Genomic DNA, 25647 nt, shown 5'->3' with positions numbered 1-25647 from the left:
AGCTGCGTCCGGGCGGCCCGCGACGTCGGGACCAGCCCTCATGACGATGTCGTCGATGGTGAGCATTCGCACCCCCAGGGTCGCGTGCAGGCGTACCGTGGAATCCACGGTAGGAAGGGGGGAGCACGTGCGCGTCAGCCGTGGGAACCCACTCCAAGGACTCGGACACAGTGCGGGAGCAGTCCCCCGGGTGGGTGGGCTGGCACCGTCGGTGGAGGCCCTACCTCTCCCCGGGGCGGCGGAGGCAACCACCCCTCTGGGTGGCGTCCAGGTCGGTCGCGGACTAGTCACACCGGCGACGTCCCGGGGCGGCAGGGCCACGCGGGACGCGGCACGGTGGCGACCGAGCCTCTTCGACATCCTCCTCGCCGGCGTGGTCGCTGCGCTGTCGTTGTACAGCTTCATGGAGCGGGCGTCGCTGTTCTTCGACACGCCGGACGGCCCCGTCCAGGCCACTCTCCCCGACGTCCGCGGGGCGGTCCAGGTGCTGGCGGGGAGCGTGGCGCTGGTGTGGCGCCGATCCGCCCCGGGGCTCGTGCTGGCCGTCACCGTCGCCCTTGCCGTCACCCGGGACGCGGAGCACTACCCCGTGACCCCGCTCCCGTACGTCGTGCTCGTGGCCATGTACACGGTGGCCCAGCGTTGGCCGCTCCGTCGCTCCGGTGTCGCGGTCGTCGTCACCTCGCTCTGCCTGGGTGCCGGGGCGGTCATGTTGCTCGACCCGGCGCTCGACGACGAGCCCTTCGTCGAGGTGGTGGCAGTCGTCACCGCGTGGGCGCTCGGCCGCGGTGTCCAGTCCCGGCAGGTGCGGTCCCAGCTGCTCGAGGAGCGCGCCGCCCTGCTGGAGGCATCGGCGCTGCAGCGCTCTCACGAGCAGGCTGCCCTGTCCGAGCTGGCGGTCGCTCGCGAGCGCGCCAGCCTCGCACGCGAGCTCCACGACGTCGTCGCCAGCAACGTCAGCGTGATCGTGGCCCAGGCGGCCGCGGCGCGCCTGCGCCCCGGAGCGCCCGTCGAGCACAGCCAGTCGATGGCGACCGTCGAGTCCCTGGGACGCCAGACCCTGGACGACCTGCGCCATCTCGTGGGCGTCCTGCACACCTCCCCCGAGGACGGCATGACACCGCGAGCCCTGCCGAGGCTCGAGGAGCTCGGCCCCCTCGTCGACCGGGTCACGAGTGCCGGCAGCCCCGTGACGCTCACCGTGACAGGTGTCTGGCGAGAGCTGGCGCCCGCCGTGGAGCTCAATGCCTACCGCATCGTTCAGGAGTCGCTCACCAACGTCCTGAAGCATGCTCCCGGCGTCGCCGTGCGCGTGAGCCTCGACTACGGGTCCGACCTGCTGCACATCGTGGTGACGGACACGGGGACCGGCTCGGACGCCACGTCGTCCGGCGGCAGCGGGTTGTTCGGCATGCGACAGCGAGCGGCCCTGGTGGGCGGCTTCCTCCACGCCGGCCCGGGGCCCAACGGCGGCTGGGTCGTCGACGCCCGCATCCCGATCGGCACGCAGACGGCGCCCCGGGGGGACGGATGACGCTCCGGGTGATCATCGCCGAGGACCAGCTGCTGATGCGCAGCGCCCTGCGCGACTGCCTGGCCAGGGAGGCGGACATCGACGTCGTCGGCGAGGCCGCGAACGGCCAAGAGGCCCTCGAGCTGGCGGAACGGCTCAGCCCGGACGTCGCGCTGCTCGACATCCGGATGCCGGTCATGGACGGGGTCGAGGCCACCCGCCGTATCGTCGGTCCCGGCGAGCCCTCACCGACCCGGGTCGTCGTCATGACCACGTTCGAGCTCGACGAGTACATCGTGGCCGCCCTGCGCGCAGGAGCCAGCGGGTTCCTGCTCAAGGACACGACGCCCGAGGAGCTGGTCCGGGCCATTCGCCTCGTGGCGGCCGGCGACGCCCTTCTCGGCCCCTCGATCACCCGGCGCCTGCTCGACCGATTCGGCCGCTTCCTGCCCCCCATCATCGACGGGGACCACGTCCCGCTGACCGCCCGAGAGCACTCGATCCTCAAGCTGGTCGCGCTCGGGCTGAACAACACGCAGATCGCGTCCGAGCTGTTCCTCGCCGAGAGCAGCGTCAAGACCCACGTGAGCCACCTGTTGGCCAAGCTCAACGCGCCCGACCGGGTCCACCTGGTGATCTACGCGTACGAGTCCGGGCTCGTGCGCCCGTCCCGCCTCCCAGCGGTGGTGCCGGAACCCGGCTCAGGGCCGGCGCCCCGGAGCTGAGCCGCCCACCAAGCTGGGGTCGAGCAGGACCCTTCCCGCCCTTCACGGCGGCGGGTCGCCTGCCCTCGGCTCACCGACGCTTGAGCAGCTCCTCGGCGATCTGGACGGCGTTGAGGGCCGCACCCTTGCGGAGGTTGTCACCGACGACGAACAGCACGAGCCCCTTGCCCTCCGGGGCCGCCTGGTCGGCGCGCACTCGGCCGACGTAGACGTCGTCGCGGCCGGCCGCCTCGAGCGGGTTGGGCACGTCGGTCACGACGACGCCGGGCGCCTTGGCCAGCAGCTCCAGGGCCCGCTCGGGGGTGATCTCCCGGTCGAACTCCGCGTGGATCGCCAGCGAGTGGCCCGTGAAGACCGGCACGCGCACGCAGGTGCCAGAGACCCGCAGGTCGTCGATGTGCAGGATCTTGCGCGACTCGTTGCGCAGCTTCTGCTCCTCGTCGGTCTCCAGCGAGCCGTCGTCGACGATCGAGCCGGCGAGCGGGATCACGTTGAAGCCCACCGGCACCGCGTAGACGTTGGGCGCAGGAACCTCGACCGCGCGGCCGTCGAGCGCGAGGTCGGCCGGCTGCCCGGCGGCATACCCGCCGCGCAGCTGCCCGTCGAGCTCCTGCACGCCCTTGCCACCGGAGCCCGACACCGCCTGGTACGACGCGACGGTGAGCCGGACGAGGCCGGCCTCGTCGTGCAGCGGCTTGAGCACCGGCATGGCGGCCATGGTGGTGCAGTTGGGGTTGGCGACGATCCCCTTGGGGATGGTGTCGAGGTCGTCGGCGTTGACCTCGCTCACGACCAGCGGGACCTCGGGGTCCTTGCGCCAGGCGGAGGAGTTGTCGACGACGACGGCCCCGGCGGCGGCGACCTTGGGCGCGAGCTCCTTGGACGCCGCTCCCCCGTTGGAGAACAGCGCGATGTCGAGGCCGGAGAAGTCAGCGGTCGCCGAGTCCTCCACGGTGACCTCGCCACCGGCCCACGGCAGCGTCGTGCCGGCAGAGCGCGCCGACGCGAAGAAACGGATCTCGTCGACCGGGAAGGCCCGCTCGGCGAGGAGTGCACGCATGACCGAGCCGACCTGCCCGGTGGCCCCGAAGACACCAACTCTCATGGGACCAAGGATAGGTCGGCCCGGTCGTGCACCGGCTCAGCGGCTCACGATGTGGCGGATCCTGCGCGCACATCGGCGGTATCCAGCTCGTCGTCCGGACCGCTGCCTGTCACCGGGGCGGTCGGCACGAGGTCGCCGACGCCCTCACCGGGAGCGGACTCCTCGTAGGTGAGCGTGAAGTCGTCGCCGTGCTCGGTGACACCCGCCACGACGGCCTGCTCGACGGCAGCCACCGCGTAGGCGCGTCGCACGATGAGCGGGTCGTTGCTCAGGTCCTTCACGAGCGCGATCGCCAAGCCCACCATGACGATGAGGAACGGCAGTGCGGCGACGATGGTGATGTTCTGCAGGCCCGCCAGCGCGTCCTCGCCGCCGACGAGGAGCATCACCGCGGCCACGGCACCGGTGGCGGCGCCCCAGAAGATCACGGTCTTGCGGCTGGGGGCCAGGGTGCCACGCTCGGACAGCGTGCCCATGACGATGGAGGCGGCGTCGGCGCCGGAGACGAAGAAGATCGCCACGAGCACCATGACCAGCACCGAGGGGATTGTCGACAGCGGCATGTGCGAGAGCATCTCGAAGAGCGTGCCCTCGGTGGAGCCCGCACCGGCGAGGTCCGTGCCACCGCGCTGCATGTCGATGCCCGCGCCACCGAAGATCGCGAACCACACCAGCGAGACGACGCTGGGCACGAGCAGGACGCCGGTCACGAACTGGCGGATGGTGCGGCCACGCGAGATGCGCGCGATGAACATGCCGACGAACGGGGTCCAGCTGACCCACCAGGCCCAGTAGAAGATCGTCCAGCCCGAGAGCCAGGTCTTCATGGCGTCGCCACCGGCAGCGTCGGTGCGCGCCGACATCATGGCGAGGTTCTGGAAGTAGGAGCCGATCTCGGTCGGGACGAGGTTGAGGATGAACACCGTCGGGCCCACGACGAAGACGAACACCGCTAGGGCCAGCGCCAGCACCATGTTGATGTTGGACAGCCACTGGATGCCCTTGGCGAGGCCGGAGACGGCGGAGAGGATGAAGCAGACGGTCAGCACCGCGATGATCGCGACGAGCACCATGTTGCCGGTCTTGCCGATGCCCGCGACGATCGTCAGCCCGGAGCCGATCTGCAGGGCGCCGAGGCCGAGCGAGGCCGCCGAGCCGAACAGCGTCGCGAAGATGGCGAGCATGTCGATGACGCGGCCGGCCGGACCGTTGGCGCGCTTGCCGAGCAGCGGCGCGAAGGCCGAGCTGATGAGCAGCGAACGCCCCTTGCGGAACACGCCGTACGCGACGGCGAGGCCGACGACCGCGTAGATCGCCCACGGGTGCAGCGTCCAGTGGAACAGCGTGGTGGCCATGGCGTTCTGCACGGCCTGGGGGTTGCCCGCGGCACCGGTGCCGGGCGGCGGCTTCACGAAGTGCGAGAGCGGCTCGGAGACGCCGTAGAACATCAGGCCGATGCCCATGCCTGCCGAGAACATCATCGCGATCCAGGAGACCGTCCTGAACTCCGGCTCCTCGTCGTCACGACCGAGCGGGATGCGCCCGTACTTGCTGGCGGCGAGCCAGATCACGAACAGGACGAAGCCCGAGGCCACCAGGGAGAACAGCCAACCCATGTTGTGCACGACCCAGTCGAGGCCGGCGCCCGAGGCGGTGCTCAGGGAGTCGGTGCTGAGGAACCCCCACAGCACGAACGCGATCGCGATCGCGGCCGTCACGCCGAAGACGATCGTGTCGACCTTCTGCGGCTCCTCGGCCGGGTGCTCCTCGATGACGGGGTCGAGTGCGGGGTGCGGGGTGTCGAGGGCTTCGTGCTCGCCCGTGGCCTCCGCCGGAGCGGCTGGGCCCGTCTTGGTCAGTGTCGTGTCCACGTGGTGTAGGCGCCCTCTTTGGGGAGGGCGCCGCTCCTTCGCTGTTCTGGTCAGTTGCGTATCAAAACCGTGTCGGTCGACCGCCCAGACTGCCGAGAACCACTCGCGATCTCAAATCGTGGGCGCCGGGAACCAATCCGGGACCACGTCATACACGTTGTGCTGCAACGGATCTCGCACACGGCGTGACCCTCGCCACTGCGTCGGGAAGCGTCAGAAGCCCAGGCGCTGCAGCTGCTTGGGGTCGCGCTGCCAGTCCTTGGCGATCTTGACGTGCAGGTCGAGGTAGACCTTCTGGCCCAGCAGCTTCTCGATGCCCTGCCGGGCCGTGGTGCCGACCTCGCGCAGCCGCGACCCGCCGCGGCCGATGATGATGGCCTTCTGCGACGAGCGCTCGACGAAGACGTTGACGCGCACGTCGAGCAGTGGCTTGTCGGCCGGGCGTCCCTCGCGCTGCACCATCTCCTCGACCACGACGGCCAGCGAGTGGGGCAGCTCGTCGCGCACGCCCTCGAGCGCGGCCTCGCGGACCAGCTCGGCGATCATGACCACGTCGGGCTCGTCGGTGAGGACACCCTCGGGGTAGAGCGGGCCAGGGGACGGCGGCAGGTAGGACGACAGCACCTCCGCGACCTCCCCGACCTGGGAGCCGTCCACGGCGGAGCACGGCACGATCGCGTCCCACGAGCCGAGCTGGTCGATCGCCATGAGGTGCTCGGCCAGGCGCTCGCGGTCGACCCGGTCGGTCTTGGTCGCGATGGCCACCACCGGCCGTCGCTTGCCCTGCTGGATCTCCTTCAGCTCACGGGCGATGAAGCCGTCGCCGGGCCCGATCTTCTGGTCGGCCGGCAGGCAGAACCCGATGACGTCCACCTCGAGGAGGGTCTCCCGGACGACGTCGTTGAGCCGCTCCCCCAGGAGCGTGCGCGGCTTGTGCAGTCCCGGGGTGTCGACGAGCACGAGCTGGGAGCGCGGCGAGGTGACGATGCCGCGGATGGTGTGGCGGGTCGTCTGCGGTTTCGAGGAGGTGATCGCGACCTTCTGCCCGACCAGGGCGTTGGTCAGCGTCGACTTGCCGGCGTTCGGCCGTCCGACGAGACAGGCGAAACCCGCCAGGTAGGGACGGGCGGACTCACCGGTGACCTCGTCGCGGGCCCGCTCGCCGGACCCGTCGGCCTGTGCTCCGGTCGGACCGGGACCACTCGCTGTCATGACACTCCCTCGCGTTCGGCCTCCACCGTAGTGCGCTCGGCGCCACCCTCGGTGCCACCCTCCTGCTCGGCGTGCAGGCGCTCGACGATGACCGACGCGATCCGGTGCCGGCGGCCGGCCATCCGCTCCGCGGTGAGCGACAGCCCGGCCACCTCGGCGCGCGACCCGACGATCGGCACACGACCGATGCTCTTGCCGATGAGGCCGCCGACGGTGTCGACCTCGTCCTCGTCGATCTCCACCTCGAACAGGTCGGCGAGGTCGTCGATGTCCATGGTGGCCGGCACCCGGACCGTGCCGTCGCCGAGGTCCTCGACGCCCGGCGCCTCGCGGTCGTACTCGTCGGCGATCTCCCCCACGATCTCCTCGATGATGTCCTCGATCGTGACCAGGCCCGCCGTCCCGCCGTACTCGTCCACCACCACGGCGAAGTGGCTCTGGTCGCGCTGCATCTCGCGCAGCAGGTCGTCGACCGGCTTGCTCTCGGGGACGTAGTGCATGGGGCGCATCTGCGCGGTGACCGGGAGGGAGCCGGCCTCGGGGTCGGCGTTGACGCGGCGTACGACGTCCTTGAAGTAGAGCAGCCCGAGGATGTCGTCCGACCCGTCGCCGACGACCGGGATGCGGGAGAACCCCGAGCGCAGGAACAGCGACATGGCCGAGCGCAGCGTCTTCTCGCCGTCGATCGTCACCATGTCGGTGCGAGGGACCATCACCTCACGCGCGACCGTGTCGCCGAGCTCGAAGACGGAGTGGATCATCTCCCGCTCGCCGGCCTCGATGACGGAGCTCTCCCCCGCGAGGTCGACCAGGTCACGCAGCTCGGACTCGCTCTGGAACGGGCCGTCCCGGTAGCCGCGGCCGGGGGTCACGGCGTTGCCGAGCGCCACCAGGACGCGTGCGACCGGTCCGAGGAACGTCCGGAGGCCGACGATCACCGGCGACGCGACCAGCGCGACGGCGTCGGCGTTCTGCCGCCCGAGGGTGCGCGGCGAGACGCCCACCACCACGAACGACACCAGTGCCATCACGCCGATGGCGATGAGCAGCGGCTTCCAGAAGCCGTCGACGAGGTCCACCGCCCCGAGGGTGATGAGCACCGCCGTCGTCGCCTCCGCCACGACGCGCATGAAGGCCGTGACGGACAGGTAGGCAGCGCTGTCGCCGACGATGCGGTCCAGCGACTTCGCCCCGGGCCGGCCCTCCTCGAGCAGCTCGTGGGCGCGCACCCGGGACATGCGCCAGATCGCGGCCTCGGCGGCCGTGAGCAGGAAGGCCACGGCGATGCTGAGGAGCGCGGCCAGCACCAGGCGGGTCATCGCTGCCCCATCAGGGGGTGCGGCGACCGCGACCCGCGAGGAACGTCAGCAGCAGCTGGCGCTGGAGCTCGAACATCTCGCGCTCCTCCTCGGGCTCTGCGTGGTCGTAGCCGAGCAGGTGCAGGATGCCGTGGGTGGTGAGGAGCAGCAGCTCCTCCTCGGTGGCATGACCCGCGTCGGCCGCCTGCTTCGCAGCCACCGACGGGCACAGCACGATGTCGCCGAGGACGCCCTCCTCGGGCTCCTCGCCCTCGCGGCCGGGCCGCAGCTCGTCCATCGGGAACGACATGACGTCGGTCGGGCCGGGCAGGTCCATCCACTGCACGTGCAGGACCTCCATGGCCGCCTCGTCCACGAGGCGCAGGCAGAGGTCGGCGCCCGGGTGGACCCTCATCTCGCCCATGACGTACTTGCTCAGGGCCACCAGCTCGAGCTCGTCGAGCTGGTAGTCGGTCTCATTGAGAACGTCGACGCTCACGCGGCCCCCGTCCCTGACCGTGGGTCTCTCCCTGCGCGTCGTCCCACCGGCCGTAGGCGTCGACGATGGCGCCGACGAGGCGGTGGCGCACGACGTCCTGCGGGGTCAGCACCGAGAAGTGGATGTCCTCGACCTCGGCGAGGATGTCGCGGACGACCCGCAGGCCGGACCGCGTGCCGTCGGGGAGGTCGACCTGGGTGACGTCACCGGTGACGACCATCTTCGAGCCGAACCCCAGACGCGTGAGGAACATCTTCATCTGCTCGGGCGAGGTGTTCTGCGCCTCGTCCAGGATGATGAACGCGTCGTTGAGGGTGCGGCCACGCATGTAGGCCAGGGGTGCCACCTCGATGGTGCCGGCAGCCATGAGGCGCGGGATCGACTCGGGGTCGACCATGTCGTGCAGGGCGTCGTAGAGGGGCCGCAGGTAGGGGTCGATCTTGTCGTTGAGCGTCCCGGGCAGGAACCCGAGCCGCTCCCCTGCCTCGACCGCCGGGCGGGTGAGGATGATGCGGTTGACCTGCTTGGCCTGCAGCGCCGCGACGGCCTTGGCCATCGCGAGGTAGGTCTTGCCGGTGCCCGCGGGGCCGATGCCGAAGACGACGGTGTGGTCGTCGATCGCGTCGACGTAGTGCTTCTGGTTCAGCGTCTTGGGCCTGATGGTGCGTCCGCGGGAGCTGACGATGTTCATCGTCAGGACGTCGGCGGGGCGCTCCTTGGTCTGCTCGCGCAGCATGCCGATCGACCGCTCGACGGCGTCACGGTTGAGCGGCTGGCCACCCTCGATGACCAGCAGCAGCTCGTCGATGGTCCGCTCGGCCAGGGCCACCTCGGCGCTTGGGCCGGACAGGTGGAACTCGTTGCCGCGGACGTGGATCTCCAGCTGCGGGAACGCCCTCTCCATGGTCCGGAGCAGCTCGTCGCGCGGTCCGAGCAGGGTGACCATCTGGACCTGCGGGGGGATCTCGACGGTGTGGGTGGGGAGGGGCAGTGCGCCGTCTGGTGCGCCCCCCGGCGTGGTCGGATGATCGTCTTCAGGCATGGTCGGACCAGTCTACGGTGCGGCTCAGCCGGGCGGCCACGTCATTGCCCGGCCCCCGAGCACGTGCACGTGGGCGTGGAAGACGGTCTGGTGCGCCTGGGCCCCGGTGTTGAAGACGCTGCGGTACCCGGCGTCGGCCACCCCCTCCTGCTCGGCCACCGCCCGCACCGCGGCGACGAGTGGGGCGACCTCCTCCGGCGCCTCCAGGGCGAGCGACCCGACGTCCGGGACGTGACGCCTCGGGATGACGAGCACGTGGGTCGGGGCCTGCGGGTCCAGGTCCCGGAACGCCACCGTGTGCTCGTCCTCGCGGACCACCTCGGCAGGGATGTCCCCGGCCACGATCGAGCAGAAGATGCAGTCGGCCATGGCTCGGACACTATCCGTCCGGCGCGTCAACCGGCAGCCGCCGTTGCGCGTCAAGGGGGCGTGAGACTGTTGACCGTGGCAGAACGCGACCCCGGCGGGGACACCCGCCCAGCCGCCGACGTGGCCATCGCCGAGCTGTACGCGGCGCACTGGACGGGCCTCGTACGCCTGGCCTGGCTGCTGCTGCGTGACGACCTCGCCGCCGAGGAGGTCGTGCAGGACGCCTTCATCGCCGTGCACCGGCGCTGGGACTCCCTGCGCAGCCACGAGAGCGCGGCCGCCTACCTGCGCCGCACCGTGGTCAACGGCGCACGCTCCGGCCTGCGCCACCGCGGCGTCGAGGAGCGCTACCTCAGCCGGGAGCAGGGCGAGCCCGGCGGACCGGCACGCCGCACCGAGGCGAGCGCCGAGTCCCACGCCCTCGAGTCCGAGGCCACCAGCTCGATGATCGAGGCGCTCGGCCGCCTGCCGCAGCGCCAGAGAGAGGTCCTGACCATGCGCTACTACCTCGACCTGAGCGAGGCGGAGATCGCCGACGCCCTCGGCATCTCCGCCGGGACGGTCAAGGCCCATGCCCACCGCGGGCTCGCTGCCCTGCGCGACCGGATGGAGGTGGCGCGATGAGCGACCGCACCGAGTTCCTGCACCCCGACTTCGAGCCGGGCGAGTTCGACCGCGTCGAGCGCCAGCTGCGCCAGTCCCTGGTCCAGGAGGCCCGCAAGGTCAGCCCCGGCGACCGCCTCGACGCGATCCTGCACGAGGCGCACGAGGCGGGCCCGGTCACGGCGACCGGCGGCCCGCGACGCTGGGTGGCCCCGGTTGCTGCCGCGGCGCTCGTCGCGGCCATCGCCGGCGGCGCCTGGTGGGCCACCCAGGACTCCGGCGGCACGCCGAGCCCCCCGGCCGGGTCGCCGTCGGCGTCCCCCACGGTGCCCTCGCCCACCGGACCACCGACGTCGGCACCCTCCACCGTCCAGACGTCCCCGACCCAGTCGTCCACGACGGGCGGTGGCGCCACCGTGCAGGCCGCCCTGCCCGCGTACTTCGTCGGCCCGGTCGGCGACGCCAAGCCGACCTACAAGCTGTTCCGTCAGTTCGTGCGCACCTCGCTGCCCGCCGACGCCACCGACGTCGACCGGGTCGTGAAGGCGGTGGGGCTGGCGATGGACGCGCAGCCCTACTCCAACACCGCCGGCTACCTCCAGCCCTGGTCCGGCACGACGGTGTCCACCGCCACCGTCACCTCCGACACCATCGACGTGGAGCTGAGCGGGCCGGGCGCCGAGGGGTTCACCCCCGAGGTCCAGCGCCTCGCGGTGCAGAGCCTCGTCTGGACCGCCCAGGCCGCCGTCGGCCGCGGCGCGCTGCCCGTGCAGTTCCACATCGCCGGCGGAGCCACCGAGCTCTTCGGGACGATCTCGACGGCACAGTCCTTCACCCGGCCACCGGCCGACGAGTCGTGGCGGGACCTCGCGCCCATCTGGGTGACCGCGCCGACGACCGACCAGGTTTTCGCCGCCTCGAGCGCCGTCACCGTCAAGGGCGAGGCCACCGTCTTCGAGGCGACCCTGCAGTGGGAGCTCGACCGCGGGACCACCAAGGTGAAGGCCGGCACGGCCATGGCCACCGTGGGCGCCCCGTCGCGGGGGACGTACTCCGTCGAGCTGGGCCGGCTGGAGCCCGGCACCTACACGGTCAGGGTGCTCGAGGCGAGCGCCAAGGACGGCTCGGTGGCGGCCCAGGACTCGGTGACGTTCACGGTCCGGTAGCGCGCAGGGTCAGCGCCAGCGCGCTGCGGCGCTGAGCACCGCGAGCGCGGCCGGGCCGGCGCTGGACGACCGCAGCACGCTCGACCCGAGGCGTACGGTGCGCGCGCCGGCGGCCTCGAAGGCGGCGACCTCCTCCGGGGTGATCCCGCCCTCGGGGCCGACGACGACCACCACCTCACCGGACGCCGGGAGGGCTGCCGTGGCGAGGGCGTCCGTCGCGTCCTCGTGGAGCACGAACGCGGCCGAGGCAGCCGCGAGCCGGGTGGCCAGGGCCTTGGAGGTCACCAGCTCGGCGACCACGGGCGTGCGCGACCGTCGTGACTGCTTGGCCGCCGCCCTGACGGTCGACTCCCACTTGCGACGGGCCTTCTCGCCGCGCTCACCACGCCACTGCACGATGCTGCGGGCCGCCTGCCACGGGACGACCTCGTCGACCCCGAGCTCGGTGGCGGTCTCGATGGCCTGGTCGTCGCGCTCCCCCTTGGCGAGCGCCTGGACCAGGACGAAGCGAGGCTGCGGCTCGGGCTCGGCCGACACGTCGACGACCTGCAGGTCCAGCTGGGCGGGGGCCGCCGCCTGCACGAGGCAGGTGGCCACCAAGCCCTCCCCGTCGGCCAGGAGGAGCTGCTCCCCCACCCCGATCCGGCGCACCGTCGCCGCATGGCGCCCCTCGGCCCCGGCGAGGACGAGCTGCGCCCCCGGTGCGGCGCCCGCGAGGACGGCGCTCTCGACGAGGAACAGCGGCAGCGTCACGAGCGGCTACTTGGCCTTGAAGGCGTCGCGGAGCTTGCCGAGCAGTCCCGGGTGGGCCGGGGAGAGCCGGCCCTCCGGACGCTCCTCGCCGCGGAGCACGGCCAGCTGGCGCAGGAGGTCCTCCTGGGCGTCGTCGAGGCGCGTCGGGGTGACCACGTTGGCGTGGATGACGAGGTCGCCGCGGCCGCTGCCACGCAGGTGCGTGACCCCGAGCCCGCGCAGGGTCATCGCGTCGCCGGCCTGGGTGCCCGGCTTGATCTCGAGCTCGTTGACCCCGTCGAAGGTGTCGAGCTTGAGCGTCGTCCCGAGCGCCGCCGCCGTCATCGGCAGCTCGACCGTGCAGTGCAGGTCGTCGCCGCGGCGCTGGAAGGTCTGGTGCGGGCGGACCGCGACCTCGACGTAGAGGTCACCCGCGGGACCGCCGCCCTGACCGACCTCGCCCTCGCCGGCGAGCTGGATACGGGTGCCGGTGTCCACGCCCGCGGGCACCTTGATCTTGAGCGTGCGGCGGGTGCGGACCCGGCCGTCGCCCGAGCACTCGAAACAGGGGCTGACCAGCACCTCGCCGTAGCCCTGGCAGGTCATGCAGGGCCGCGTGGTCATGACCTGGCCGAGGAACGACCGCTGCACCTGCTGGATCTCGCCGCGACCGCCGCAGACGTCACAGGTGCGGCGCGAGGTGCCCGGCTGGGCACCGTCGCCGTGGCAGGTGGAGCACACGACCGCGGTCTCCACGGTGAGCTCCTTCTCGCCGCCGAACACCGCGTCGGCGAGGTCGAGGTCGAGGCGCACGAGGGCGTCCTGGCCGCGGCGCTGGCGCGAGCGAGGTCCGCGCTGGGCCTGGCCGGCGCCGGCGCCGAAGAAGGCGTCCATGATGTCGCTGAAGGAGAAACCCTGGCCGAACCCGGCCGCACCGGCGGCGTAGGGGTCGGAGCCCATGTCGTAGGCGCGCTTCTTCTCGGCGTCCGAGAGCACGTCGTAGGCCTGCGAGACCTTCTTGAACTGCTCCTCGGCCTCGGGGCTGGGGTTGACGTCCGGGTGCAGCTTGCGGGCCATCTTGCGGTAGGCCCGCTTGATGTCCTCCGGCGACGCGTCCTTGGAGACGCCCAGGTCCTGGTAGTAGTCGTTCAACGAGTGTCCTTGTCAGTGGTGCGTGGTCGCGCGGTGCCGTCAGGGACGACGGTCACTGCGCCAGGATTCGGGAGACGTAGGTGGCGACGGCCCGCACCGACGCCATCGTGGTCGGGTAGTCCATCCGCGTGGGTCCGAGGACGCCGAGCCCGGCCACCAGCTCGGAGCCGGTGCCGTACTCGGTGGAGACGACCGACGTCGTCTGCAGCCCCGCGAAGGGGTTCTCGTGGCCGATGCGGACCGAGACGGCGTCGGAGGTCTCGCGGGCCGTGCCGAGCAGCTTGAGGAGCACGACGTGCTGCTCGAGGGCCTCGAGGACCGGGCCGATCGTGAGCGGGAAGTCGGTGCCGACGCGCGCCAGGTTGGAGGTGCCGGCGAGCACGACCCGCTCCTCCCGCTCCTCGACCAGCGCGTCGTCCAGGGAGCGCAGCACGGCCCGGACGAGGTCGCGGTCGGCCGGCTCGAACTCCTCCGGCAGCGAGCCGAGCGAGTCCGCCGCGTCGACGAGACGTGCGCCGACGGCCCGGGCGTTGACCTTGGCCCGGAGCAGGCCCAGGGTCGCCTCGCCGTCGGGGGTCGACAGGTCGTGGGTGGTCTCGATCACCCGCTGCTCGACCCGGCCGGTGTTGACGATCAGGACGATCATCAGGCGGGTGCTGCCCATGGGCACGAACTCGATGTGCCGCACCGACGAGCGGGTCAGCGACGGGTACTGCATCACCGCGACCTGCCGGGTGAGCGAGGCGAGCAGGCGCACGGTGCGGTCGACGACGTCGTCGAGGTCGACGGCGCCCTCGAGGAACTGGCCGATCGCCGAGCGCTCCGCGGCCGACATCGGCTTGACCGAGCTGAGGCGGTCGACGAACAGCCGGTAGCCGGCGTCCGTGGGCACCCGCCCGGCACTGGTGTGCGGGGCCGCGATGAGGCCCTCCTCCTCGAGGGCGGCCATGTCGTTGCGCACGGTCGCGGCCGACACCCCGAGCTGGTGGCGCTCGAGGAGGGCCTTGGACCCCACGGGCTCGGAGGTCTCGACGTAGTCCTGCACGATCGCGCGCAGCACGGCGAGACGACGCTCCTCGCTCATCGGACACCTCCTGTGACGAGTTTTGTCCCGGACCGGCGGCGACCGCCACCGACCCGCTGGCACTCATGGTCAGCGAGTGCCAAGTCTACGGTGTTCCCCGCCTGCCGGCCGAACCGGCGCCGGGTCCCGCCCGACCGGCCCCGACCGCCCGCGGCGCGTCCTCGCGGGGCTCGGCGACCCGGCGGCATACCCTGCGTCGGTGTCCGACCGCTATGGCTCCGATGTCCTCTCCGGCGACTGGAAGGTCCCCCCGAGGGGACGCTCGCGCGAGGTGGAGGCCGAGACCGGGCTGGTGGTCGAGGACGCGCAGACCGGCTGGTGCGGCGCCGTCGTGCGCGTCGAGAAGGCCGGCGGCATGCGGGTGGTGCACCTCGAGGACCGGCGTGGCCGCACCAAGGGGTTCCCCATGGGACCCGGCTTCCTGCTCGACGGCGCTCCCGTCATCCTCACCCCGCCCACGGCCGCGGCCCGGGCACAGCTCGCGGAGGCCAGGGCCGCGACCTCGCGGACGGCGTCGGGCTCCCGTGCCGTCGAGGGCGCCAAGGCCCGGGTGGCCAGCGGCTCGCGCATCTTCGTCGAGGGACGCCACGACGCCGAGCTCGTCGAGAAGGTCTGGGGCGACGACCTGCGCATCGAGGGTGTCGTCGTCGAGATGCTCGACGGCGTCGACGACCTCGCCGCAGCGATCCGCGACTTCCAGCCCGGACCCGGCCGGCGGATGGGCGTCCTCGTCGACCACCTGCTGCCCGGCACCAAGGAGGACAAGGTGGTCCAGGCCTGCCGCAAGGGCCCGTATGCCGCGCACGTCAGGATCCTCGGCCACCCCTACGTCGACGTGTGGCAGTCGGTCCGCCCCGAACGCCTGGGCCTCCAGCAGTGGCCGGTCATCCCGCGCGGCCAGTCGTGGAAGCACGGCATCTGCCACCACCTGGGCTGGCAGGCCGACACCCAGGCCGACATCGCCCGCGCCTGGAAGCAGATCCTCGGCACCGTGCGCTCCTACGCCGACCTCGAGCCGACCCTGCTCGCCAGCGTCGAGGAGCTCATCGACTTCGTCACCGAGCCGGGCCACTGACGTCGGGGTCGACCCTGACCGGCCCCTGACCTGTCCCTGCAACGACCCCGAAAGTGCTGTGCGCGACGGCCGGCATGCGTTTGACTGGTCGCCATCACCACCACGGAGGACACCATGACCGAGCAACCGCAGTTCCAGCAGCCCACCCCGCCCGGGTACGGCGCGCCCGCAGCCCCGCTGACGCCCGAGCAGGAGCGCAGCTGGGCCACCCTGTCCCACGTCATCCCGCTCGTCGCCATGGTGCTCAGCGCCGGCACCCTGGGGTTCGTCGGCTCGCTGGTCATCTACCTCATGTACAAGGACCGCGGCCCGTTCGTGCGCCAGCACGCGGCGAACTCCCTCAACATCCAGATCATCACCGGGATCGTGCTGCTCATCTCGTTCCCGCTGATGCTGGTCCTCGTCGGGTTCCTGACCTACGGCCTGGCGCTGCTGTTCGCGTTCATCGTCCACATCCTCGCGGCGGTCAAGGCCAACAACGGCGAGTGGTACACCCCGCCGCTGACGCCGCAGTTCGTGAAGTGACCTCGCGCTAGCGGAGTCCGAGCAGCCGGCGCACCACGGTGTCGGCCAACAGGCGGCCCTGCCTCGTCAGCACCACCCGCTGGCGGCGCAGGGCCGCTGTCGCGTCCACGAGCCCGTCGGCGATGAGCCCGGCCACCGCGGTCCTGCCCTCGGGCGCCAGGTCGTCGACCGGGAGCCCCTCGACGAGGCGCACGCCGAGGAGCACACGCTCGTCGTACCGCTGCTCGTCGGTGAGGGTCTCGCGCCCGTGCGCCGGGCTCGCCCCGGATGCCACGCGGGCGGCGTACGCGTTGGGGTGCTTGACGTTCCACCAGCGCACGCCACCGACGTGGCTGTGGGCGCCCGGCCCGATGCCCCACCAGTTGCCGTCGGCCCAGTAGCCCTCGTTGTGACGGCACCTCGCGTCCTCGCGGGTGGCCCAGTTGCTGACCTCGTACCAGCCGTAGCCCGCCGCCGCGAGGTGCTCGTCGGCGACCTCGTACTTGGCCGCCTCGTCGTCGTCCTCGGGTGCCGGCACCTGGCCGCGACGCACCTGCGCCGCGAGCTTGGTGCCCTCCTCGACGACGAGCGCGTACGCCGAGACGTGGTCGGGCTCGAGGTCGGTGGCGGTGCGCAGGCTGGTCCGCCAGTCCTCGAGGCTCTCCCCTGGCGTCCCGTAGATGAGGTCGAGGCTGACCTGCAGCCCCGCCGCGCGGGCCGCGTCGACGGCGCGCGCGACGTTGGCGGGGTCGTGGGTGCGCTCCAGGGTACGCAGCACGTGCGGCACGGCCGACTGCATGCCGAGGGACACACGGGTGAACCCGGCCTCCGCGAGCAGCTCCAGGCCCTCCCGCGTGACCGAGTCCGGGTTGGCCTCAGTGGTCACCTCGGCGCCCTCGGCCAGCCCGAACCTCTCGCGTACGCCGCGGAGCATCGTGGCGAGGTCTGCTGCGGCCAGCATCGTGGGGGTGCCGCCCCCGACGAACACGGTCTGCACCTGCGGCGCGCGGTCGCCGAGCACCGAGACCGCAAGGTCGAGCTCCCGCACCGCTGCACCGGCGAACGTGGCGACGCTGGCCCCGTCGTTGCCGAGCTCGGTCAGGGTGTAGGTGTTGAAGTCGCAGTAGCCGCACCGGACCGAGCAGAACGGCACGTGCAGGTAGACCCCGAACGGGCGGGCCGCCAGGGTCGCGAGCGCCGCTTCCGGCAGGAGGCCGTCGGGCGGCGCGGGGTCGCCGTCGGGAAGGGCACTGGGCATGCCTCATCCTCTCAGCAGGCCCAGCGGCCGCCGATGACGCACCACGCGTAGGGTCGCAGCGTGACCCCACCCCGCTGGATCGACCTCGAAGGCGTCGTCAACATGAGAGACGTGGGCGGCTTGCCCACGACCGAGGGCGGCACCATCGCCACGGGTCGGCTGCTGCGCTCGGACAACCTCCAGGACCTCACCGAGGAGGACATGCGGCACCTCGTCGAGGTCGTGGGCGTCAGCGACGTGGTCGACCTGCGCAGCCACGTCGAGGTGCACATCGAGGGACCGGCGCCGTTGCAGGTCAAGGGTCTGGCGACCCACCACCGGCACTCCCTGCTCCGCGAGGACGAGAGCGACTTCTCCGCCGAGGACGCCCTCGTCGTGCCCTGGTCGAAGAAGTCACGGCGCGCGGCCGAACCCCGGCCGCGGCGCGACGACGACCACTGGGCCAGCCACTACCTCGGCTACCTCGCCGACCGCCCGGACTCCGTGCTCGGCGCCCTCGAGGTCGTCGCGGGGGCGCAGGGTGCGACGGTGGTGCACTGCGCCGCCGGCAAGGACCGCACCGGGACGGTCGTCGGGCTGGCCCTGTCGGTGGCCGGTGTCTCCGACGAGGACGTCGTCGCCGACTACGTCGCGACCAACGAGCGCATCGAACGCGTCGTCGCCCGCCTCATGGCCCGGCCCGCGTACGGCGAGGCGTTGGAGGGGCAGCCGATGGACCACCACCGGCCCCGCCCGGAGACCATGGCCCGCATCCTCACCGTGCTCGCCGAACGCCACGGCGGCGTCGCAGGCTGGCTGCGCGACCAGGGCTGGAGCGGCGAGCAGGTGGCCCGGCTGCGGCAGCGGCTGCGCGCATGACGCGCAGGACCGCGGACGTCCGCCCGCGCGGTCGGCGGCGTGCCATGCGGGTGCTGCTCGTCGACGACCGTGACCGCCTGCTGCTCTTCCGTGACAGCGACCCCGGTATGGCGCCGGTCCCCCACTGGTGGATCACACCGGGTGGCGGGGTCGAGCCCGGCGAGCAGGATGTCGAGGCAGCCGTCCGAGAGGTGTTCGAGGAGACCGGGACCAGGGTGGCCCCCGCCGACCTCGTCGGTCCCCTCGCGACGCGGGTCGTGGTGCACGGCTACAGCGACGTCGTGACCACCCAGGACGAGGCGTTTTGGTTCGTCCGCGTGCCGGCGTTCGAGGTGAGCACGGTCGGGCACACCGAGCTCGAGCTGCTCACCATGACGGCGCACCGGTGGTGGACCCGTGAGGAGCTGGCGACGACGACCGAGGAGATCTGGCCGCGCGCCCTACTCATGCTCTGGTCCCTCGCCGAGGACGCCACCGAGGACGTCTCCGCCGGCGGCACGACCACACCGCTCGACTTCGGCACCGTGGAGGAGTCCACCGTCCCGGTGTAACAGCTGCCGGCGCATAACCGGTCCGGGGAGGGCAGATCGCGGCTATCGTCCGGGAATGGACATGCTGCGGCGGGAACAGATCGCCCGGGCCGGTTTGGCCGACTGGCGCAAGCTGGCGCAGGGGCTGCACGCGCGGTTCCTCGTCGACGACTTCGGGACGGGTGCCCGGTTCGTCACCGCGGTGGGTGAGGAGGGAGACGCCCTGGGCCACCACCCGAGCGTGGGTCTGGGCCAGGGGTACGTCGACCTCAAGCTGGTCACCGACGACGCGATCTACCGCGAGGACGACGGCACAGAGCACGTCGTCCAGTGGCCGACCCAGCAGGACGTCGACCTCGCCCGCGAGATCTCCCGGGTCGCCGCCGAGCACGGGCTGACCGCCGACCCGACGTCCGTCAGCGTGCTCGAGCTCGGCCTCGACACCAGCCGTTCGGCGGCCATCGCCCCGGTCTGGGCCGCCCTGCTGACCGGTGACCCCGCCGCGCAGGGCCGTGGGACGCCCGGCGACGAGGTCCGCGACGCGACCGGGCGGGTCCCGAACCTGTGGTTCCGCGACCCGGACGAGGGCGATGGCCCTCCCCAACGCTTCCACGTCGAGGTCTACGTGCCGGCCGAGGTGGCCGAGCAGCGCCTCGCAGCCGTCGTGGCTGCCGGCGGCACCGTCGTGGACGACAGCGAGGCACCCTCGCTCGTCGTGGTGGCCGACCAGGACGGGAACCGCGGGGTGCTCTGCGTCGCCGAGTCACCGTCCTCGAGCTGAGACCCCCGGCTGTCGCGTCACCCCGGGGTGGCCGTCGGCCGAAACCGCATGGCGACGGCACCCGACCGGAGCTCCTGCCGCTCCACCAGCTCGAGCTGGATGCGCTCGCGCAGACCCGCGAGCAGCGTCGGCCCGTGACCGGCGAGGACCGGCTGGACGACGAACAGGTACTCGTCGATCAGCCCCAGGTCCGCCAGCGCCAGGGGGAGCGTGACGCCACCCACGGACAGGCCGTGGCCCGGCTGCTGCTTGAGCCGCTCGACCGACTCCTTCAGGTCACCGCGAAGCAGCTCCGCGTTCCAGTCGACGTCGCCCAGCGTGCTCGAGACGACGTACTTCGTCTTCTGGTCGATGGCCTCGGCGAACGGGATGTCCGCGTCCCCCATCCAGTCGGGCCACGAACCGTCGACCGGCCGCCGCCACGCCGACTCCATCATCGAGTAGGTCACCCGGCCGTAGAGCAACGCGTCTGCGCGCTCGATCTCGGACGTCCAGAACGCCATCGACTCCTCGTCGGGAGGCAGTCCCGCCTCGTGGTGGCAGCAGCCGTCGAGCGTGACGTTGATCCCGTACCGAAGTGGTCTCATCGCAGCGCTCCCTCAGTGGGCAGGACGGGTTCTCGGACTCTACCCAGACCTGCGCCCGTCGAGAACAGGCCTGGCGCGCGTCATCGAGTCGGCTTGTCGGTGACCCACAGCCGGATGGTCCCCTCGACCACGGCGGTGCCGTCGGCCCGGGTCGCGACCACGTGGACCGGGACCTCGACGTCGCCGCCCCGGGCCCAGTCGGCAGGGTCGGTGGTGGCGACGCAGGTGATGTCGGTCGTCGCCTTCGCGGCGTAGTCGACCTCCATGCCCTTGGGTATCCAGCGTCGGTGCGCCGGGATGGTGGCCTCGGCGAGGGCGCCCATGGCCGCCTCGAGCCCGTTGCAGATCGCGATGACGTGCACGGTGCCCAGGTGGTTCTGGACCCGTCGACGCTTGCGGATCGTCAGCTCGGCGCGGTTCGGCCCGAGCTCGACGAAGCGCGGCCTGGCGGTGCGGAAGTACGGTGCCGCCTGCTCGAAGACGAGCGAGAAGACCACCCGACCGCGGGGCAGCCGGGACAACCGCTGGTACAGCGCGAAGGTGTCGACCATGGCCCGAGGTTACCGATGGGTAACCCCACCCTGCACCGCGGCCTGCGTCACACCGACCGGCCGGCTACTTCTTGGCCTTGTCCCCCGCGTCGCTGGACAGCGCGGCGATGAACGCCTCCGGCGGGACCTCGACCGTGCCGATGTTCTTCATCCGCTTCTTGCCGGCCTTCTGCTTCTCGAGCAGCTTGCGCTTGCGGCTGATGTCACCGCCGTAGCACTTGGCGAGCACGTCCTTGCGGATGGCGCGAATGTTCTCGCGGGCGATGATGCGCGCGCCGATGGCGGCCTGGATCGGCACCTCGAACTGCTGCCGCGGGATGAGGTCCTTGAGCTTGCTGGCCATCATCACGCCGTACGCGTAGGCCTTGTCCTTGTGGACGATCGAGCTGAACGCGTCGACCGTCTCGCCCTGGAGCAGGATGTCGACCTTGACGAGGTCGGCGACCTGGTCACCGTCGGGCTCGTAGTCGAGCGAGGCGTAGCCGCGCGTGCGGGACTTCAGCTGGTCGAAGAAGTCGAACACGATCTCGGCGAGCGGCAGCGTGTAGCGCATCTCGACCCGGTCCTCGGACAGGTAGTCCATGCCGCGCAGGCTGCCCCGCTTCTGCTGGCAGAGCTCCATGATGGCGCCGATGAACTCGCTCGGCGCCAGGATCGTGGCCCGCACGACCGGCTCGGTCACCGAGGAGACCTTGCCGTAGGGGAACTCGCTGGGGTTGGTGACCTCGAGGACCTTCCCGTCGTCCATCGTCACCTGGTAGACGACGTTCGGCAGGGTCGAGATGAGGTCGAGGTCGAACTCCCGCTCGAGCCGCTCGCGCACGATCTCGAGGTGGAGCATCCCGAGGAAGCCGATGCGGAAGCCGAAGCCCAGGGCGGCCGAGGTCTCCGGCTCGTAGACCAGCGCCGCGTCGTTGAGCTTGAGCTTGTCGAGCGCGTCTCGCAGGTCGGGGTAGTCCGAGCCGTCGATCGGGTAGAGCCCGGAGAAGACCATGGGCTTGGGGTCGCGGTAGCCGCCGAGGGCGTCCTTGGCCGGCTTGGCGGCGTTGGTCACGGTGTCACCGACGCGCGACTGCCGGACGTCCTTCACCCCGGTGATGAGGTAGCCGACCTCGCCGACGCCGAGACCCTTGGCCGGAGTCGGCTCGGGCGAGCTGACGCCGATCTCGAGGAGCTCGTGGGTCGCGCGCGTCGACATCATCGCGATCTTCTCGCGCGGGTTGAGGTTGCCGTCGATCACGCGGACGTAGGTGACCACACCGCGGTAGGTGTCGTAGACGGAGTCGAAGATCATCGCCCGGGCCGGTGCGTCGGGGTCGCCGACCGGGGCCGGCAGCTGGCGCACGATCTGGTCGAGCAGGGGCTCGACGCCCTCGCCGGTCTTGCCGGAGACGCGCAGGCAGTCCTCGGGCTCGCAGCCGATGAGGCCGGCGAGCTCCTCGGCGAACTTCTCGGGCTGCGCGGCGGGCAGGTCGATCTTGTTGAGCACCGGGATGATCGCCAGGTCGTTCTCCATGGCGAGGTAGAGGTTGGCCAGCGTCTGGGCCTCGATCCCCTGCGCCGCGTCGACGAGCAGGACCGCTCCCTCGCACGCGGCCAGCGAGCGCGACACCTCGTAGGTGAAGTCGACGTGGCCGGGGGTGTCGATCATGTTGAGCGCGTAGGTCTTGCCCTCGAGCTCCCACGGCATGCGCACGGCCTGGCTCTTGATGGTGATGCCGCGCTCGCGCTCGATGTCCATGCGGTCGAGGTACTGCGCGCGCATCGCCCGGGCGTCGACGATGCCGGTGATCTGGAGCATGCGGTCCGCGAGCGTCGACTTGCCGTGGTCGATGTGCGCGATGATGCAGAAGTTCCGGATCAGCTCCGGCGGCGTTGCGTGCGGCTGCAGCGCGGTACGGGCCAGGGGGGACACGGGTACTCGAGACCTCACGGGTGCGACGGACGGGAACGGTTCATCCTCCCATGGCCACGAGGGTGCCCGTGACCGGCCGCGCTGGCCTCATCGCCCCCTCAGGCGGACACGGGCCGCGCGGCCGCGGCGTCGCGGCGCGCCGTGCGCATCCCCACCAGTCCGGACGCGAGCGCGATACCGACACCGAGCACGGCGAGGATCGCGCCGATCCGCGACGGCCACTCGTAGCCGAGCCCTGCCGACAGGACGATCGACCCGAGCCAGGCGCCGAGGGCGTTGGCGATGTTGAGCGTCGAGTGGTTGAGCGCCGCGGCCAGCGACTGGCCCTCGTGGGCGACGTCCATGAGGCGCGTCTGCAGCATGGGCACGAGGATGCTCGGCAGCAGGCCGAGCATGAAGACCGCGACGACCGCCAGCCACTTGGCGGCCTGCACGGCCGGGCCGAAGAGCACCAGCATCACCGCGATGGTGCCCATGACGGCGCAGATGCCGCGCAGCAGGCCGATCCGGGAGACCGGCCCGGACAGCATCGCGCCGGCGGTCATGCCCACGCCGTAGACGGCCAGGATCAGGGGGATCGCGCCGCTGCCGAACCCGCCGAGCTCGGTCATCGTCGGCGAGATGTAGGAGAACGTCGCGAACATGCCGCCGAAGCCGACGGTGCCGATGGCCAGCGCGAACCACACCTGGGGCCGGCGCAGGGCCGACAGCTCCGAGCGCAGGGTCGCTCCCCCGTCCGGCGGGCAGAACGGCACCCAGCGCCACACCGCGAGCACGGTGACGAGGGCGATCACGGAGACCGCCGCGTACGGCCACTGCCACCCGTACTCCTGCCCGAGGCGGGTCGTCACCGGGACGCCGACGATGTTGGCGACGGTGAGGCCGGTGATCATCATCGACACGGCCCAGGTCCGCCGGTGGGCGGGCACGAGGGAGGCTGCGACGAGGGAGCCCACGCCGAAGTACGCGCCGTGGGGCAGTCCCGACAGGAAGCGCGCCCCCATGAGCAGGCCGTAGCTGTTGGCGAGCGCGGACAAGCCGTTGGCGACGGCGAAGCCGCCCATGAGCCACAGCAGCAGCTGCTTGCGCGGCATCTTCGAGCCCAGCGTGGCCAGGACCGGTGCCCCGACGACGACGCCGGCGGCGTAGGCGGAGACGACGTGCCCGGCGGTCGGGATCGAGATGCCGACGCCGCGGGCGACCTCCGGCAGCAGGCCCATCGTCACGAACTCGGTGGTGCCGATGGCGAAGCCGCCGATCGCGAGGGCGAGCAGGGCCAGGCGCGTGTGCGCGGGACGGACTGGCGGGAGGTCGCCCGGCACCTGTGAGGCGCTCGAGGCCGGCGCGTCCTGCACGGTCCGCACTGCGGGGGTGGGGTCGTTCACAGCGGTGCAACGGCAGGAGCGCGGTGGAGCATTCCCGGACTGTCCCACGCCACGGGGGCGCACCGGTGCCGGGTGCCACCGGTCGAGACATACCATCGGTGCCGACGCCGACCACCGAGCGAGGGGACCCATGGCCGAGCAGACCTACCACCCAGCCGCGCCCGCGCCGGGCCCGTACCAGCCGTACGTGCCGACGCCGCCGCACGGGTACCGGCGCTCGGTGCGCTCGCACCTGCGCCACCCCCTGGAGAACCTCTGCCTGGTGCTCGTGATCCTCGGGTCGTTCGTCGTGTGGTCGGTGTGCGGCTACGAGGTGGCCTCGGCCGTGGTCGAGCGCCGCGAGCCCGACCCGTACGCCGTGATCCTGCTCGCCGCCCCGGTCCTCATCTACTTCCTGCGCGGCCAGCTCTACGCCCAGCAGCGGCTCAACGGGGTCAAGATCAGCCCGACGCAGTACCCCGAGGCGTACCAGATGCTGCTCGACTCGTGCGCCCACCACGGCCTGCCGAAGGTGCCCGACGCCTACGTCGTGCTCGGCAACGGCATGATCAACGCAGCGGCGTCCGGCCACGGGTTCCGCCGGTTCATCTTCATCTACAGCGACCTGTTCGAGATCGGTGGGCAGGCCCGCAACCCCGACGCGCTGCGTTTCATCATCGGCCACGAGGTCGGCCACATCGCAGCCGGCCACACCAGCTACTGGCGCGTGCTCGCCATCAGCGGCGCCCAGTGGATCCCGTTCCTGGGCTCGACGCTGAGCCGCAGCCAGGAGTACACGGCCGACAACTTCGGCTACGCGCTCGTCCCGCACGGCAGCGCCGGTGCCATGGCGACGCTCGCTGCCGGCAAGTACCTCAACCGCAGCGTCGACGTGAACGCCCTCGCCGACCGTGCGACGACCGAGCGCGGCTTCTTCGTCTGGCTGGTCAACGCCCTCGCCAGCCACCCCGTCCTGCTCTGGCGCTCGCACGCCCTGCGTGACCGCCGTCGTCCGGGCCGGCTGCTGTGGCGTCCCAAGGACCGCATCTGACCGGCACAGCAGAGCAGTGCTGGCTCCCCCGCACCGCCCGGGACACCCGGTGTCCGCTCCCCACCTGTGCCCGCTCCCAACCTGTGTCCGCGACCCCCGGTAGCGTGACGGGCATGGCGCGACGCGGACTCGGTGAGCAGCTGGCGCACGTGCTCGGGCGCGCGGCCCGTCAGGCGGCTCGGGAGTGGCTGCGCAGCAGGACCCGACGCACCGGCGCCGCGCCCGCCCCGACCTCGCCAAGGCGACCGTCCCCGACGTCGCCGAGGCGACCGGCCACGACGTCGCGCCGGCAGCCGGCCGCGCCGAGCGCCTACCCTGGCGACTTCAGCGGTGTGCCGGACCTCGTCTACGCCGCCAACCCCGACGGACGCCCCGACCCCGGCGAGATCGTGTGGACCTGGGTGCCCTACGAGGAGGACCACCGCCAGGGCAAGGACCGGCCCGTCCTGCTCGTGGGGCACGACGGTGACTGGCTGCTGGGGCTCATGCTCACCAGCCAGGACCACGACCGTGACGCCGCCCAGGAGGCGCGGTACGGCCGGCGATGGCTCGACATCGGCAGCGGCGCGTGGGACCGCGCCGGGCGCCCGAGCGAGGTCCGCCTGGACCGGGTGCTGCGCGTCGACCCCGCTGCCGTGCGCCGCGAGGGCGCCACCCTCGACCGGGCCAGGTTCGACGAGGTGGCCGCCGCGGTGCGTGCCCTGGGCTGAGCCCTGGACCAAGCCCTCGACTGAACCCTGGACCGAGCTGGACGCGCCTGCCGTGACTTGGGCGAGTCTTGCCCCGACGCAGGGGAACCCGG

The 25647-nt window shown here is 71.8% G+C and carries 26 protein-coding genes; 11 read left to right on the top strand and 15 right to left on the bottom strand.

Annotated elements, in window-relative coordinates; all coding sequences use genetic code 11:
• Positions 1-40: 40 nt before the first annotated feature.
• A complete protein-coding gene (locus tag ABEA42_RS18055; protein WP_425572110.1) occupies positions 41-1534 on the top strand; it encodes a sensor histidine kinase in 1494 nt (497 codons plus the stop codon).
• Positions 1531-2238 (top strand): response regulator transcription factor, encoded by a 708-nt coding sequence (locus ABEA42_RS18050; RefSeq protein WP_345505268.1) that lies wholly within the window; start codon positions 1531-1533, stop codon positions 2236-2238. The genes ABEA42_RS18055 and ABEA42_RS18050 overlap by 4 nt, the downstream gene beginning before the upstream one ends.
• Before the next feature lie 70 nt (positions 2239-2308).
• On the opposite strand, the gene ABEA42_RS18045 is transcribed toward ABEA42_RS18050, so the two are convergent.
• The 7 genes from ABEA42_RS18045 to ABEA42_RS18015 form a co-directional block, all read right to left on the bottom strand.
• Positions 2309-3343 (bottom strand): aspartate-semialdehyde dehydrogenase, encoded by a 1035-nt coding sequence (locus ABEA42_RS18045; RefSeq protein WP_345505267.1) that lies wholly within the window; start codon positions 3341-3343, stop codon positions 2309-2311.
• Between the two features lie 44 nt (positions 3344-3387).
• Positions 3388-5214 carry a BCCT family transporter gene (locus ABEA42_RS18040; RefSeq protein ID WP_425572109.1) on the bottom strand — a complete coding sequence of 609 codons (1827 nt, stop codon included), beginning with the start codon at positions 5212-5214 and terminating at the stop codon, positions 3388-3390.
• Positions 5215-5427: 213 nt separating this feature from the next.
• Positions 5428-6426 (bottom strand): GTPase Era, encoded by a 999-nt coding sequence (gene era / locus ABEA42_RS18035; RefSeq protein WP_345505266.1) that lies wholly within the window; start codon positions 6424-6426, stop codon positions 5428-5430.
• Positions 6423-7745: a hemolysin family protein gene (locus ABEA42_RS18030; RefSeq protein ID WP_345505265.1), complete on the bottom strand. Its 1323-nt coding sequence runs from the start codon at positions 7743-7745 to the stop codon at positions 6423-6425. The genes era and ABEA42_RS18030 overlap by 4 nt, the downstream gene beginning before the upstream one ends.
• A gap of 10 nt (positions 7746-7755) precedes the next feature.
• Positions 7756-8223, bottom strand: a complete 468-nt coding sequence (ybeY, locus tag ABEA42_RS18025; protein ID WP_345505264.1) for an rRNA maturation RNase YbeY — start codon at positions 8221-8223, stop codon at positions 7756-7758.
• A complete protein-coding gene (locus tag ABEA42_RS18020; protein ID WP_345505263.1) occupies positions 8201-9265 on the bottom strand; it encodes a PhoH family protein in 1065 nt (354 codons plus the stop codon). Before ABEA42_RS18020 ends, ybeY begins: the two co-directional genes overlap by 23 nt.
• 24 nt (positions 9266-9289) lie before the next feature.
• Entirely contained in the window at positions 9290-9634 is a 345-nt protein-coding gene (locus ABEA42_RS18015; protein WP_345505262.1) for a histidine triad nucleotide-binding protein, read from the bottom strand.
• A 75-nt stretch (positions 9635-9709) separates the two neighbouring features.
• On the opposite strand from ABEA42_RS18015, the gene ABEA42_RS18010 reads away from it, so the two are divergent.
• Positions 9710-10258: a SigE family RNA polymerase sigma factor gene (locus tag ABEA42_RS18010; RefSeq protein WP_345505261.1), complete on the top strand. Its 549-nt coding sequence runs from the start codon at positions 9710-9712 to the stop codon at positions 10256-10258.
• On the top strand, positions 10255-11403 hold the full coding sequence (locus ABEA42_RS18005; RefSeq protein WP_345505260.1) for a Gmad2 immunoglobulin-like domain-containing protein: 1149 nt from the start codon (positions 10255-10257) through the stop codon (positions 11401-11403). Before ABEA42_RS18010 ends, ABEA42_RS18005 begins: the two co-directional genes overlap by 4 nt.
• A 9-nt stretch (positions 11404-11412) precedes the next feature.
• Here the strand turns inward: ABEA42_RS18005 and ABEA42_RS18000 are convergent, their stop codons facing one another.
• From ABEA42_RS18000 to hrcA, 3 genes are read right to left on the bottom strand one after another with little or no spacing between them, the layout of a single operon-like run.
• The gene (locus ABEA42_RS18000; protein WP_345505259.1) at positions 11413-12156 is read right to left on the bottom strand and encodes a 16S rRNA (uracil(1498)-N(3))-methyltransferase; all 744 of its coding nucleotides are present in this window, start codon (positions 12154-12156) and stop codon (positions 11413-11415) included.
• Between the two features lie 6 nt (positions 12157-12162).
• Positions 12163-13287, bottom strand: coding sequence for a molecular chaperone DnaJ (dnaJ, locus tag ABEA42_RS17995; protein ID WP_345505258.1), 1125 nt, complete (start codon positions 13285-13287; stop codon positions 12163-12165).
• A gap of 52 nt (positions 13288-13339) precedes the next feature.
• The gene (hrcA, locus tag ABEA42_RS17990) at positions 13340-14371 is read right to left on the bottom strand and encodes a heat-inducible transcriptional repressor HrcA (protein WP_345505257.1); all 1032 of its coding nucleotides are present in this window, start codon (positions 14369-14371) and stop codon (positions 13340-13342) included.
• 199 nt (positions 14372-14570) lie between these two features.
• On the opposite strand from hrcA, the gene ABEA42_RS17985 reads away from it, so the two are divergent.
• Together ABEA42_RS17985 and ABEA42_RS17980 are read left to right on the top strand one after the other, a co-directional pair.
• Positions 14571-15446 carry a DUF3097 domain-containing protein gene (locus tag ABEA42_RS17985; protein WP_345505256.1) on the top strand — a complete coding sequence of 292 codons (876 nt, stop codon included), beginning with the start codon at positions 14571-14573 and terminating at the stop codon, positions 15444-15446.
• Between the two features lie 114 nt (positions 15447-15560).
• Positions 15561-15971, top strand: a complete 411-nt coding sequence (locus ABEA42_RS17980; RefSeq protein ID WP_345505255.1) for a DUF4870 domain-containing protein — start codon at positions 15561-15563, stop codon at positions 15969-15971.
• Between the two features lie 7 nt (positions 15972-15978).
• Here ABEA42_RS17980 and hemW read toward each other — a convergent pair whose 3' ends face one another.
• On the bottom strand, positions 15979-17208 hold the full coding sequence (hemW, locus tag ABEA42_RS17975; RefSeq protein ID WP_345505254.1) for a radical SAM family heme chaperone HemW: 1230 nt from the start codon (positions 17206-17208) through the stop codon (positions 15979-15981).
• Between the two features lie 60 nt (positions 17209-17268).
• Here hemW and ABEA42_RS17970 point away from each other — a divergent pair, with 60 nt between their 5' ends.
• The 3 genes from ABEA42_RS17970 to ABEA42_RS17960 are packed head-to-tail and all read left to right on the top strand — an operon-like array spanning position 17269 to position 19377.
• The gene (locus tag ABEA42_RS17970) at positions 17269-18066 is read left to right on the top strand and encodes a tyrosine-protein phosphatase (protein ID WP_345505253.1); all 798 of its coding nucleotides are present in this window, start codon (positions 17269-17271) and stop codon (positions 18064-18066) included.
• Positions 18063-18617 (top strand): NUDIX hydrolase, encoded by a 555-nt coding sequence (locus tag ABEA42_RS17965; protein WP_345505252.1) that lies wholly within the window; start codon positions 18063-18065, stop codon positions 18615-18617. Before ABEA42_RS17970 ends, ABEA42_RS17965 begins: the two co-directional genes overlap by 4 nt.
• A gap of 55 nt (positions 18618-18672) precedes the next feature.
• Entirely contained in the window at positions 18673-19377 is a 705-nt protein-coding gene (locus ABEA42_RS17960; RefSeq protein WP_345505251.1) for a VOC family protein, read from the top strand.
• Positions 19378-19394: 17 nt separating this feature from the next.
• Here the strand turns inward: ABEA42_RS17960 and ABEA42_RS17955 are convergent, their stop codons facing one another.
• The 4 genes from ABEA42_RS17955 to ABEA42_RS17940 form a co-directional block, all read right to left on the bottom strand.
• Positions 19395-19964, bottom strand: a complete 570-nt coding sequence (locus ABEA42_RS17955; protein WP_345505250.1) for a dihydrofolate reductase family protein — start codon at positions 19962-19964, stop codon at positions 19395-19397.
• 80 nt (positions 19965-20044) lie between these two features.
• Complete coding sequence (locus tag ABEA42_RS17950; protein ID WP_345505249.1) at positions 20045-20515, bottom strand: hotdog fold domain-containing protein; 471 nt, start codon at positions 20513-20515, stop codon at positions 20045-20047.
• Positions 20516-20579: 64 nt separating this feature from the next.
• Positions 20580-22421 carry a translation elongation factor 4 gene (gene lepA, locus ABEA42_RS17945; protein WP_345505356.1) on the bottom strand — a complete coding sequence of 614 codons (1842 nt, stop codon included), beginning with the start codon at positions 22419-22421 and terminating at the stop codon, positions 20580-20582.
• Positions 22422-22528: 107 nt separating this feature from the next.
• On the bottom strand, positions 22529-23815 hold the full coding sequence (locus ABEA42_RS17940; RefSeq protein WP_345505248.1) for an MFS transporter: 1287 nt from the start codon (positions 23813-23815) through the stop codon (positions 22529-22531).
• A 130-nt stretch (positions 23816-23945) separates the two neighbouring features.
• Between ABEA42_RS17940 and ABEA42_RS17935 the strand changes: the two genes are divergently transcribed.
• On the top strand, positions 23946-24845 hold the full coding sequence (locus ABEA42_RS17935; RefSeq protein ID WP_345505247.1) for a M48 family metallopeptidase: 900 nt from the start codon (positions 23946-23948) through the stop codon (positions 24843-24845).
• Between the two features lie 113 nt (positions 24846-24958).
• Complete coding sequence (locus ABEA42_RS17930; RefSeq protein WP_345505246.1) at positions 24959-25555, top strand: type II toxin-antitoxin system PemK/MazF family toxin; 597 nt, start codon at positions 24959-24961, stop codon at positions 25553-25555.
• Positions 25556-25647: the final 92 nt, after the last annotated feature.

The sequence above is a fragment of the Pedococcus ginsenosidimutans genome (assembly GCF_039544395.1).
GTDB classification, from domain to species: domain Bacteria; phylum Actinomycetota; class Actinomycetes; order Actinomycetales; family Dermatophilaceae; genus Pedococcus; species Pedococcus ginsenosidimutans.
Note: the sequence above shows the minus strand (reverse complement) of the source record. Positions and strands in the feature narration are given on the sequence as shown.